Here is a 12524-nt window from a genome sequence, read left to right as displayed (position 1 = left end):
GTTATATTGATTTCAGAAGAATCTAGAAGAATGATGGAAATGCAAAAGAGATTTAATGACCTTAACTATGGATTTGATTTACATGAAGAAAAAACATTAGTTATAAACGACAAGAACCCTCTAATCCAAAAGGTATTATCTATGAAGGATGACGAAGGTAAGAAAGAAGACGTAGAAGTAATCTGTAATCAAATAGTAGACTTAGCATTACTTGCTAATAAAGAATTAAGCGCAGATGAATTAGACTTATTTATTAAGAGAAGTAATGAACTAATGACTAGAGTAATATCACTATAAATTAGCTTTCCTCTAAAGCTTTTACATAATATAAACTAAACAAAAAACGGGGCTATGTGAAAATATCATAGCCCCGTTTTAATTTTATTTTAATGCTCTTTTTATAAATTCATAAGCATAGGATTTACAAATTTCTAAATCTGTAGATTTATTTTCGCAGATTGAATTTGCGATACCACTGCAGGCACTTCTAATTACAAACTTTTGATAATCTTTATTGTCATTTTTTTTGATTATACCTTCAGTTATACCTATAGATATAATTTTTGATGTTACATAATCAAGATCATTTTTTAGATTATCTAATATAGAGTCATTCTTTAAATAATTACAAAGTTCCTTAATTTTAAGGTTACTAGAAAGTAATTGAAAATATGGAGAAATAGCTATAACCCTATTTGTCAAGAAATCAAATAATATATAGCAGTTTTCTTTAAATGTAAGATTTTCATCAATTTTACTTGAAAAAATATTAACTTCCTCATAAAAATTATATACTAAAGATTTTGCTATAATCTCTTCCTTACTTTCAAAATATTCATATACTGTGCCCTTTCCTATTCCTGCTTTCTTTGCAATTTCAGATACAGTAATTTTAGTTATATCAGAATCAGAATAAAGAATATCCTTAAATGCCTTAAATATTAAAAGCTCTTTTTCGGCATAATGCATATTAATCCTCCTCATCATCTATAATGATATTTTTCATTTTTTTTCTTTGGAAAATATCATATAAAACTGGAACTATAAATAGTGTCAATAATGTAGCGTACAATAAACCACCTATTGTAACTATAGATAGACCTTGAGATAATTCAGAGCCCATACCTACACCAAATGCCATAGTCGACATCGCAAGTATTGTAGTCATTGCAGTCATAAGTATTGGTCTGATACGGTCTCTACCAGCTTGAATTAAAGCATCTCGTTTATCGTATCCATCTAATCTCAGTTGATTTACATAATCTACGAAAACTATACCGTTATTAACGACTATACCTGCAAGTACTAAGAAGCCTAGCATAGATGTAACGCTTAGTATTTGTCTAGTAACTAATAATCCCAATATACCACCTGTGAAGGCTAGAGGTATAGTAAACATTACTATAAATGGAGATAGCAATGATTGGAATTGAGCAACCATTATTAGGTAAATAAATACTATAGCAAGAAGTATCATAAGAACTAAATCCCTCATTGTAGAATTTATAGTTTCACTTTCTCCAGTTAAATCAATGCTATATCCTGTAGGAATTTTGTAATCATCGATTTTTGATTGAACCTCACGACTGACTAGACCTATATTGTGGTCTTCATCGACTGATGCTGATACTGTCATGTAACGAGTTTGGTTCTTGTGGTTTATTGAAGCTGGAGTAGTAGCATCTGTTATAGTAGCTATTTTATTTAATTTTATAGTGACTTCTTCGTTGTCTTTTGTTCCTTTTATATCTAAAAGCTTTAAGTCCTTTACAGTTGTTTCTTTGTTGTCTTTTATAACTATAGATAGATCTTTATCGTTTGAAGTTATAGTCGTAGAATTTGTTTCTGTTTTTAGGTTTTTAGAAACCTGTTCATATACTTGTGCGACTGTAAGACCGTATTTCATAGCTTTTTCTTTGTCAACTGAGATACGTTGTTCAGTTTCGGCATTATCTAAAGTACTAGTTATATCTGTGACACCTTCAATTGAATTTAATAATTTAGTCATATCAGCTGATATATCTTGAAGCTTATCTAGGTCATCTCCTTTAATTTCTATACTTATTCCAGAGCCTAGCATACTTCCCATGTCCATAGTGGACTCAGAAATTGATATATCACAGTTCATAGAAGATGTCTCATCTTTTATCATTTTTGCTATTTCTTTATTTGTGTGCTTCATATCTTCCTTTAAAACAATGTAAACAGATAGACTTTCGTCGCTTCCAGAAGACATAGCGCTCATCATACCACCAGAACCGCTCATAGCTCCGACACCTTCTACATCTTCAAGCTTTTTAACCTTTTGTACAAATTGATCGCCTAATTTTTCTAAGTCTTCTTCAGAAAGCTCTTGATCTTCTTTAGCAGAGATAGTAGCTGTCATTTGTGTAGAGCTCATTTCTGGCATAAATGCAGTTCCCATTTTTGTAACGCTAAACCCTGCGAATAATAGAAGCAGTAATGCTCCTATAAGTACAATAGCTTTATGGTCAAGTGCCTTTTCTAATAGTGCTTCATATCCATTTACAAATTTATCGAAAAATCTATGTTCTTTTTCATCTGTAGAAGTTAAAATTCTAGATGCCATACAAGGAACTAATGTAAGTGCTATTATTAAACTTGCTATTAATGAAAAAGCTATAGTAAGACCCATATCCACGAATAATTGTCTTGTTATACCTTCTGTAAATACTATTGGTAAGAATACACATATAGTAGTCAAGGTAGATGCGAATATAGCACCGGAAACTTGTTTTGCACCGTAGACGGCGGCCTTGAATTTGCTTACACCGTTATTTCTGAGCCTGTATATATTTTCTATGACAACTATACTGTTATCTACGAGCATACCTACACCTAGAGATAAACCAGATAGTGAAATCATATTTAAAGAAATTCCTGTGAAATACATTAGAACTACTGCAAATAATAAACTCATAGGTATACTGAAGGCTATTATTATAGTAGGCTTAATGCTTCTTAAGAACACCAAAAGAACTATTACAGCTAAGACACCACCGTACATTAAGTTTTTTAATATACTGTCGACAACCATGTCTATATATATTCCTTGATCCATTAGAGAAAGAATATGCAATTTATTATTGTCACTAGTCATAGAATTAATAGTTTCATTTAGCTTTTTACAAGTTGAGGCAGTAGAAGCTGTACTAGTTTTTTCTATAGCTAGCATTACACCAGGGTTTCCATTTATATTTGTGTAAGAGTCATTTACATTATTTACATATTTAACATCGGCAACATCTTTAAGGTAGATATCTCCAACACCATCCATTGAGAATAGAAGTAAATCCTCAACTTGGTCTATAGAAGTAAATTTATCCCCGACCTTAACTGAATATTTTGATGTATCCTCTGAAACGTATCCAGCAGGCATAGAGAAGTTTTCTGCTGCAAGCACAGAGTTAATCATTTCAGGTGTAATCTTAGTTGATAAATCTGCAGATTTTAAAGCTTCTTCTCTTGCAGTTTCGAGTTCCTTTTTAGCAGCTTCAAGCTGAGATTTACCTTGGATTATTTTTATAGATGCTTTTGTCAGCTCTTGATTTAGTGTTGATTTCGCGCTTTCAAGCTCTTTTTGTTTGTTTTTTAATTCTTTTTGCTTAGCCTTTAATTCATAAGCAGATGCTGAAGAAGCATCTAGACCTTTTTCTGCATTTTTTATAGTATCATCTATAGTATTTATAGTTGATTCTAATGCAGCGATATTTTCCTTGATAGCTGATGTATCAAGTCCAGCTTCTTCTGCTATTTTTAATTGCTCTTTAAATTCCTTTAGTTTAGATTTAGCTTCTTTGAGCATTTGCTTAGCTTGAGAAAGAGCAGGATCTACAGAATCTCCAACTGAATCTATCATTTGTATTTGAGCTATAGCAGATGATAATTGTGTTAAACCTGATTCTAATTCAACACTGGCTTCAGTTAATTGAGATATTTGTTTTTTACTTTGGCTTTCAAGCTCTGATTCGCTTTTTTCTAAATCTGATAAGGCACTGTCTATTTCAGATTCTTTTTTATCTAATTCAGAATTAATATTGTTTTGAATTTTTTTATTAAGTGAATCGATTTTGTCTGTGTCCAAAGTAATTTGTAATTGATTTTCAACAAGACCAGTAGCACTTACAGATGCTACACCTTCGATACGCTCTAGATTAGGTATAACCTCGTCATTGACGTATGTAGAGACCTCATCTATAGACATTCCATCTACGTCTACACTGACCATCATTATTGGCATCATATCTGGATTTAACTGCATAAGAGTAGTAGAGCCTACAGCATCATCGAAGTATCCTTCTACTAAGTCGACCTTTCCATTAAGATCTATTATTGCAGAATCCATATTAGTATCTTGTGAAAATTCAAGTATTATAATACTTACATTTTCATTTGAAACAGAAGTAACATTTTCTACACCACTTACTGTGGCGAAGGTTTCTTCTAGTGGATTTGTAACAGTACTTTCGACTTTTTCTGGACTTGCTCCAGGATATGTTGTGTAAGCAATTACATAAGGCAAATTCATGCTAGGAAGCAAGTCTGTTGTCATTTTTGTAAAGGAAACAACACCAAGAACAAGTACCATAATTATGGCAACGAATACTGTTAGTGGTTTTTTTACACTAAATTTTGGTAACAATTACTTCACCTCTCTTTAAAATTTTTACAGACTGACCAGTCAGTCAGTTAACAGTATAAGTATATCACTTTATAAAACATAAATAAATAGAATGTAAAATAATGTAATATAATGCAAGATAAAAAATAAGAAGAGGAGTATTAAAAAATACTCCCCTGGTAAAAATCTTTTTAATATATTAAATTTTAGTTTAGATTAAGCTATTTTTTTTGTTTCTGTAACATTTTCTTCTCGGTTGTGTTTTTGTATACGTATTGATGCGATTAATAAACAAGAATATGCAATTATAGCATAAACCATTGTGATCATCCAAGAAACTGGATATCCTAAGTTATCAACAGAAAGTCCGAAAAGAACTGTACCTATAGCATATCCTATGGCAAAGAATACTTGAACTATACCTAATATAGTACCAAATTCTCTATCTCCAAATAATGCACCTGTTAAGTAAGAAGGTCCTATTATATAAGCAAATATAGATATACCTAAAAATGCAGCGAATAAGTATCCTAAAGCAGGTATATAACCTACAAATAGTAAGCTTACGCAACATATCACAACCATCGCACCAGATAATAATAGTGATTTTTTGATGCCTAATTTATCAAAGAATATTCCTCCACATAAGTTACCAAATATAGAGAAGAATGCAAATACTGAACCTATATTTGCTACGAATGTAGCATCGAATCCTATTGTATATAAATAAGAAATATATTGGATAGATAGACCACTTACATAGAATCCTACGAAGATAAATCCTGTAGCTAATATCCAAAATAATTTCATTTTAGTTACTTCTTGAAGAGTATATCCCCATGAACTTAAATTAACTTTAGCGCGGTCAGACTTTTTCTTAGAAGAAGGTCTAACTAATTCTGATTCGCTCTTAGGTAATCTAACTAAAAATAAAGCTATTGGTAGAGTAACTATAAGCGAAATTATACCAAATATAAAGTAGGCTTTGGCATATCCGAAATTTGGATCACTAAGTAATCTAGCAGCTATTTGTTGTAGGAATATATTACCAATTCCACTACCACAGAATGCTATACCCATAGCTATACCTTTGTTTTCTTTGAACCATGCGTTTACAAGCAGAGGAACACCGATAGAAGATACTATAGCAGTACCAACTTGAACTAAAGCCGATATACCGTAGTAAGCCCATAAGTTACCTCCAGCAAATGCATAAAGTGAGAAACCACCACCGCATAATATAGCTCCTATTACATAGATTAATTTTATATTGCTTTTAGGATTAGATAGCATTTTACCTATAGATGGTGATGCTATTGCTGATACTATTGTACCTATTGTAAATAATAAAGAGAATTGTGTTAATGTAAACCCTTCTCCACTAGTTACAAAGTTAATAAATTGTGGCTGAACATTCATCGCTATACCATAAGGGACAGCTTGGATTAACATACATGCCGCAACTATTACCCAACCATAAAAGAATGGTTTTTTGTTAGTTGTATTTTCCATTATTATTTCTCCTTTTATGTTTTTAATATAAGTGTTGTTTATTATTATTGCCGAATAATCATTAATATAGACACATAAATTAAATAAAAATATTTAATTAAAATTAAAATTAAATTTTAATACAAGGGAATTTTAGCATAGCATATTTTTATAAAAAATCAAAGGTCTTTTTATAAAAAATAAAGATTTGAGTATAATAAATAACACAGATTTAAAATTTATATTGACATGTAAATTTACAATTTGATAAAATTATTAAATATCGAATAAAGTAAATTATTGTCGAAAAAGTACAAGGAAAAACGATAAAAAGTAAAAATTTCTAAATTAAGAAAAATTAAAGAAGGGAGAGCTACTGATTAAATTTAAGCAGTAGCAAGTATGAAATTAAATGGCTAATTTTTTATTACAAGTAGAACATATTATAACTAATGTTTCTGATGCTATTTGGCCTGTATTTTTACCTTTTATATTAGTGGTAGGTGCGATAACTTCTATAAGAACTATATTTATAGTTCAAAAAAAGGCAACTTTACCATCTAAATTAACACTTAAAAATGCAATAGGACCAGCGGCAATTTCACTAGGTGCTATGATAGGTACAGGAGCTGTAGTAGGTGTCATGGGAGCTTTATCAAAATTATCAGCTGCCGGACAAAATAACATAGAGGCTATGGCAATATGGGCATTAATAGGAGCATGTATAATGGTTCCTGTTTCTTATTCAGAAACTTTAAATTCTAAAATAATGGGCAAAACACCAAAAGAATATATTTCATCTTTAATAAGTCCAAAATTAGGGATGGTATATGCTGTGTGCTTCGTGGCACTTGCAGTATTCGGATTTGGTGGATTCCAATTCAGTGGTATAGACTCAGTTAGTGCGATAGTTGCATCTAAATTTATGGGAATAGAGACTACTTTAATGCAGAGATATCTATTTATTGTAATACCGGTAATAGCTGTCATTGCAGTATTGGTATTATCTAAAAAACACGAGATATTTATGAGTGCGATGACTTACATGATAGGAACTGCAATAACAGGATATTTTATATTCTTCTTAATATTTTTAACAAAAACAGCGTCTTACGTTCCAACTTACTTACAAGGTATGATAGACGGTATGTTAAATCCAGTAAATGCTATGTTTGGTGTTCCACTAGGATTCATATTAGGTATGCAAAAAATTATTCAAACTGCAGAAACTGGTCTTGGAGCTTTAGCAATGGCAGCACAAGAATCAGACTCAGCACCTAGAGAGGGAGCTATGATATCATTAATACCAACAATAGTAACTGTAATAGTTTCTATAATAGTTACTTCTTATATAGCATCATATGGTGTTAGAAATGGAATGATACAATTCCCAGCAGATGCAGTTACTAGATTAACTCAATTATTTGAAACTGCACAAAGTGTAACAGGTACTTTTGGACTAATAGTATTTTCAGCATTTACTGTCTTATCAGCGCTGACAACTATATTAGGCTCATATTACTATATGACAAAATTATTTAAAAACAATCCAATAAACAGAAATATAGCTATATATCTAACATTAGTTATAGCAGCTGGAACTTTAGCTGTATTTGGAGCTAATGTGGTATTTGAGGCAGTTGATTTACTTTTATTTGTTCTTTGTGGAATAAACGTAACTGCACTTATGATATTCACATTTACAGAATGGAAAAACTATATAATAAATGACAATGATGATTTTGACAGCTTAGATAGAAAAGCTTCTTAAAATATATTTAAATTAGAAAAATTAATACTATAAAGCGAAACCTATATGAGAGATTTCTCGTATAGGTTTTTTTAAATAAATATCAATTTTCTTCATAAAAGAAAAACATCCACAATAAATATATAGAAGAAAAATACATATTTAGGAGGTTTTTTCATGAAGATATATACTAAAAAAAATTCAAGATCAAGAGAAAGTGTAAGCAACGTGCCAAATTCAATTGCGTATAAATTTATAAGAAATTTTATCAACGGTAAAGATTTTAATGAAATAGCGCAGAGTTTATTTATAAAAAAATTAAATAAACAACAAGTAAATCAAACTATGACAGAAATAAAGTGGTTGTTTAAAAATTACCCTGATTTAGAAGTTCTAACTATACAAGATGAAAAAGGAAAAATAACTAAATTTATACTTTAGTAAAAAATAAAATACTAAAATTTCTAAAGTTTATAGTAATAATTACATAATTGATATAAAATTAGATATAATTATTTATTATTAAAACTTTTTATAAATAAGGAGATGAAAAAATGGCCGATTTAGATTTTATATATAAGAGAAAAAGTATAAGAAAATTTAAAGATCAAGAGGTGCCAAAGGAGGATTTGATGGAGATGCTAAAGGCTGCGACTTATGCTCCATCAGCTAAAAATCAACAAAATTGGCATTTTACAGTAATAACAAATAAGGATAAAATTGAAGAAATAGCTAAGGTAGTAGCAGATAGACATACAGAAATTGCCGATTTAGCTGAGGAAGAAAAAGATAGAGATAATATGAACAAATTTTTAAAATATTATACAGTATTTAAAAATGCTCCAGTTCTTGTTTTATTCTATGCAAAATCATATAAAAGTATTGAATATAAAATATTAAACGATAAACCAGAATGTAAAGATTTGTACGATATAGCTATTTCTAGTAAATCAGAAATACAAACTATAGGCGCTGCAATTGAAAATTTCCTATTGGCAGCTGCTAATATGGGATATGGAGCTTGTTATATGACAGGTCCAATACATTCTAAAGATAAAATATACGAAATCATAGGTCACGATGAATCTGAAGGGGAACTAATGGCGCTAGTTCCAGTCGGAGTTCCAGAGGATAAAGAAGCGCCACAACCAAAGAGACTTCCTTTAGAAGATGTCGTAACCTTTATAGATTAGAAAAGTTTAATATTTTTGTAATAAAAAAAGTTAATTTTGGTGATATACTATATAGAGATATCCTGTGTCATAGCAGGATATTTTAATGGAAAAATTGAAAAATAAATAAAAATGATAATGAGAGGTGAAATATGGATTTTATAGAAATATTTAAGGCCATAATTTTAGGTATAATTGAGGGTATTACAGAATGGCTACCGATAAGTAGTACAGGACATATGATTTTAGTTGATGAATTTTTACAATTAAATATGTCTCCTCAATTTAAAGAGATGTTCTTTGTTGTTATACAATTGGGAGCAATTTTAGCGGTAGTAGTTTTATATTGGAAGAAAATTTTTCCTTTTTCATTTAAGAAAAAGCCTTTTGTCCAAAAAAATATAATAATAATGTGGATAAAAATAGTAGTTGCTTGTCTACCTGCAGCAGTTATAGGTTTATTATTTGATGATAAGGTTAACGAGCTATTTTACAACTTCCAAACAGTCGCTATAATGCTAATTTTATTTGGTATATTCTTCATAGTTATTGAAAATTACAATAAAGGTAAAAAGCCTATAGTAGATGATATGGATCATTTAACTTTTAAAATGGCTATAATAATAGGTTTATTCCAAGTAATAGCTGCAGTTTTTCCAGGGACTTCACGTTCAGGAGCTACAATATTAGGTGCTTTACTTATAGGAGTTTCTAGAGAGGTAGCAGCAGAGTTTACATTCTTCTTAGCTATACCAGTTATGTTTGGAGCTAGCGTGCTTAAATTGGCTAAATTTGGATTGGCGTTTACTAGCTTTGAGATGGTTATATTGCTAGTGGGAAGTGTGGTTGCATTCTTCGTATCAATACTAGCTATCAAGTTCCTTGTGGGTTACATAAAGAAAAACGACTTCAAAGCGTTTGGATGGTATAGAATAATACTTGGTGTGATACTTTTAGTTTATTATTTCTTTTTAAGATAAACATAATATGAAATTTTACAAGAAGAGGTTATTTATGTAGATAGCCTCTTTTTTAGTGTAAATATTGTTGACTAGAACCTTGGGGGTCGGTTTAAAATTATGATTGAGAGGAGGGGATAATATGTTTATAAAGGATGTATGTCTAGAAGCTAAAGTTACAAAAAAGGCGATTGAATATTATATAGAGCAGGGATTAATAACACCTAAAATTTTGGAAAATGGATATAGAGACTTTAGCGATGATGACTGTGAAAAGCTGAAGAAAATATCCATGCTTAGAAAACTAGGATTGAGTGTGGATGAAATTAAAAGAGCAATCGATTCTAATGAAGAACTAAATAAAATAGCTGTCAAAAGAGAGCTGAATTTAAACACAGAAAGTGCTAAGAAAAATTTGATAGATAAGATAAGCACAGGTGCAAATACGGGCGAAATTTTAAAAGAGTTAAAGAATATAGAAAAAAATAAGACGATAACTGAAAAACTGTTAGAAGCATTTCCTGGATATTATGGAAGGTTTATAGCTCTTCATTTTTCTGCATTTCTAAACGAGCCTATATCTACAGTTGAGCAACAGGAGGCATATGACCAGATAGTAAAATTTTTAGATGAAGCTCCAAATTTAGATATGCCAGAGGAATTGGAGGATTTTCTTATAGAAAATACGAAGCACATTAGTGTGCAAAATATATTGGAAATCGACAACAACACTAAAAAATCAATTAAAGATACAGATAATTTTTTAAAAGAAAATAAAGATATGTTAGAATTTTATATTCAATATAAAAAATCTGATGAATATAAAAGTTCACCGGCTTATATGATTCAAAAAAAATTGACTGAATTCAATAGCACTAGTGGATACTACAATGTATTTATACCTGCTATGAAAAAGCTGAGTACTTCCTATGCAGAGTACTACAAGAAGTTAGAAATTGCAAATGAGAAACTAATCAAAGCATATCCTGAAGTAGAAAATCTTAACTCTCAAAAATAACGAAAAACTATGGAATTTAGAACAAGATCTAAGTTCCATAGTTTTTATATGTTTAATTAAACATTGAATTTATTTGTGCATATACAAATTAAAAATTTTTAATTTATATTAATTTATCTAAAGCTTGTTTTAAATCAGCGATTATATCGTCGGCATCTTCAAGTCCGACAGAAAGTCTAACTAATCCGTCAGTGATATTTGCTGCAGCTCTTTCTTCTGGAGTGCAAGGAGAGTGAGTCATAGATGCAGGATGCTCGATTAATGTTTCGGCATCTCCTAAGCTTACTGCTAATATACAAAGCTCTAGAGTATTCATCAATTTAGCTCCAGCTTCAATTCCACCCTTAACCTCAAATGACATCATAGCTCCTGGAAGAGACATTTGCTTCTTAGCCAAATCGTATTGTGGGAAGCTCTTTAATCCTGGATAAGCTATAGATTCTACAGCAGGATGATTTTCCAAGAATTCTGCTACCTTCATGGCATTAGCACAGTGTTTTTCCATTCTTATTGGAAGAGTTTTAAGTCCTCTGTTGATTAAAAATGCATCATTAGGGCTAAGTACAGCACCTGTGAAGTCCTTTATACCTTCCATTTTTACTGCAGTTATAAATTCCTTGCTACCAACTACAAATCCAGCGATAACATCACCATGACCGTTTAAGTATTTAGTTGCAGAATGTAAAACGACATCAGCCCCTAATTCAAGTGGTCTTTGTATATATGGAGAACAGAATGTATTATCTACCATAACTATTCTGCCTTCTTTTTCATGTGCTATTTTAGAGATAGCTTCTATATCAGATATTTTTAGAGTTGGATTGGCAGGTGTTTCTAAGTAAACAACTCTAGTGTTATCTTTAATTTTAGCTTTAACTAAGTCCACATCAGAGAAATCAACGAAATCAACTTCTATTCCAAACTTAGTTAATCCCTTGCTAAGTAATGCTTGAGTGCATCCATAAAGTGTATCACAAGCAAGTACATGATCTCCTGCTTTTAAAGCTGTCCACAATGCAGCAGCTATAGCTCCCATTCCTGATGAAGTAGATGCACAAGCTTCTGCACCTTCTAGAGCAGCTACCTTTTCTTCTAAAGTTGTATTAGTTGGATTACCTAATCTAGAATATATGTAGCCTTCTTCTTCTCCTGCAAATCTTCTTCCACCTTGCTCTGCATTATCGAATACGAATGTAGATGTTTGATATATTGGTAATGATAGAGCACCAGCAGCGTTTTTATGGTGACCAGCGTGAATTGATGTAGTTGCAAATCCTTGTTTTTTATTCATTATTAAAGACCCCCTTATTTTTTAAAAATGAATATTTATTCAATTAAAAGAATTTATAAGTAATTCTTAATATAATTGTACTTTGATATTGGGTGCTATCGGTATAACTAAAAAAGTATAGCTTGATATAGCTTTTAGCTATTATAAAATGTTAACTAAATATAAATATATAAAATATATGAAAAAATAAAAATATAATAT

General features: G+C 30.6%; 9 protein-coding genes and 1 pseudogene. 6 read left to right on the top strand and 4 right to left on the bottom strand.

Annotated features, from left to right (window positions below; all coding sequences use genetic code 11):
• Window positions 1-297 (top strand): annotated as a pseudogene (locus SPD90_RS09520) (molecular chaperone HtpG); the annotation flags it as partial.
• Between the two features lie 84 nt (window positions 298-381).
• On the opposite strand, the gene SPD90_RS09515 reads toward SPD90_RS09520, so the two are convergent.
• From SPD90_RS09515 to SPD90_RS09505, 3 genes are all read right to left on the bottom strand, one after another.
• The gene (locus SPD90_RS09515) at window positions 382-969 is read right to left on the bottom strand and encodes a TetR/AcrR family transcriptional regulator (RefSeq protein ID WP_320925073.1); all 588 of its coding nucleotides are present in this window, start codon (window positions 967-969) and stop codon (window positions 382-384) included.
• Between the two features lies 1 nt (window position 970).
• On the bottom strand, window positions 971-4663 hold the full coding sequence (locus SPD90_RS09510) for an efflux RND transporter permease subunit (protein ID WP_320925072.1): 3693 nt from the start codon (window positions 4661-4663) through the stop codon (window positions 971-973).
• Between the two features lie 195 nt (window positions 4664-4858).
• On the bottom strand, window positions 4859-6154 hold the full coding sequence (locus SPD90_RS09505) for a conjugated bile salt MFS transporter (protein ID WP_320625803.1): 1296 nt from the start codon (window positions 6152-6154) through the stop codon (window positions 4859-4861).
• Between the two features lie 391 nt (window positions 6155-6545).
• Here SPD90_RS09505 and SPD90_RS09500 point away from each other — a divergent pair, with 391 nt between their 5' ends.
• From SPD90_RS09500 to SPD90_RS09480, 5 genes are all read left to right on the top strand, one after another.
• Window positions 6546-7904 (top strand): alanine:cation symporter family protein, encoded by a 1359-nt coding sequence (locus SPD90_RS09500; protein ID WP_320925071.1) that lies wholly within the window; start codon window positions 6546-6548, stop codon window positions 7902-7904.
• A 156-nt stretch (window positions 7905-8060) separates the two neighbouring features.
• Complete coding sequence (locus tag SPD90_RS09495; protein ID WP_320625801.1) at window positions 8061-8324, top strand: hypothetical protein; 264 nt, start codon at window positions 8061-8063, stop codon at window positions 8322-8324.
• A gap of 113 nt (window positions 8325-8437) precedes the next feature.
• Window positions 8438-9076 (top strand): nitroreductase family protein, encoded by a 639-nt coding sequence (locus SPD90_RS09490; RefSeq protein WP_320925070.1) that lies wholly within the window; start codon window positions 8438-8440, stop codon window positions 9074-9076.
• 131 nt (window positions 9077-9207) lie between these two features.
• Entirely contained in the window at window positions 9208-10035 is an 828-nt protein-coding gene (locus SPD90_RS09485; RefSeq protein WP_320925069.1) for an undecaprenyl-diphosphate phosphatase, read from the top strand.
• Window positions 10036-10156: 121 nt separating this feature from the next.
• On the top strand, window positions 10157-11032 hold the full coding sequence (locus tag SPD90_RS09480) for a MerR family transcriptional regulator (protein ID WP_320925068.1): 876 nt from the start codon (window positions 10157-10159) through the stop codon (window positions 11030-11032).
• A gap of 103 nt (window positions 11033-11135) precedes the next feature.
• Here the strand turns inward: SPD90_RS09480 and megL are convergent, their stop codons facing one another.
• The gene (megL, locus tag SPD90_RS09475) at window positions 11136-12323 is read right to left on the bottom strand and encodes a methionine gamma-lyase (RefSeq protein WP_320925067.1); all 1188 of its coding nucleotides are present in this window, start codon (window positions 12321-12323) and stop codon (window positions 11136-11138) included.
• Window positions 12324-12524 lie beyond the last annotated feature (201 nt).

The sequence above is a fragment of the Intestinibacter sp. genome (assembly GCF_034113885.1).
In the GTDB taxonomy this organism is placed as follows: Bacteria; Bacillota; Clostridia; order Peptostreptococcales; family Peptostreptococcaceae; genus Intestinibacter.
This window is presented reverse-complemented; position numbering and strand designations above follow the sequence as displayed.

What these genes read in the sequence shown, in the direction of transcription:
- SPD90_RS09480 (WP_320925068.1), top strand. Translation starts at nt 10,157, where the DNA reads ATGTTTATAAAGGATGTATGTCTAGAAGCTAAAGTTACAAAAAAGGCG.
- SPD90_RS09500 (WP_320925071.1), top strand. Translation starts at nt 6,546, where the DNA reads ATGGCTAATTTTTTATTACAAGTAGAACATATTATAACTAATGTTTCT.
- megL (WP_320925067.1), bottom strand. Translation starts at nt 12,323, where the DNA reads ATGAATAAAAAACAAGGATTTGCAACTACATCAATTCACGCTGGTCAC.
- SPD90_RS09505 (WP_320625803.1), bottom strand. Translation starts at nt 6,154, where the DNA reads ATGGAAAATACAACTAACAAAAAACCATTCTTTTATGGTTGGGTAATA.
- SPD90_RS09495 (WP_320625801.1), top strand. Translation starts at nt 8,061, where the DNA reads ATGAAGATATATACTAAAAAAAATTCAAGATCAAGAGAAAGTGTAAGC.
- SPD90_RS09490 (WP_320925070.1), top strand. Translation starts at nt 8,438, where the DNA reads ATGGCCGATTTAGATTTTATATATAAGAGAAAAAGTATAAGAAAATTT.
- SPD90_RS09515 (WP_320925073.1), bottom strand. Translation starts at nt 969, where the DNA reads ATGCATTATGCCGAAAAAGAGCTTTTAATATTTAAGGCATTTAAGGAT.
- SPD90_RS09485 (WP_320925069.1), top strand. Translation starts at nt 9,208, where the DNA reads ATGGATTTTATAGAAATATTTAAGGCCATAATTTTAGGTATAATTGAG.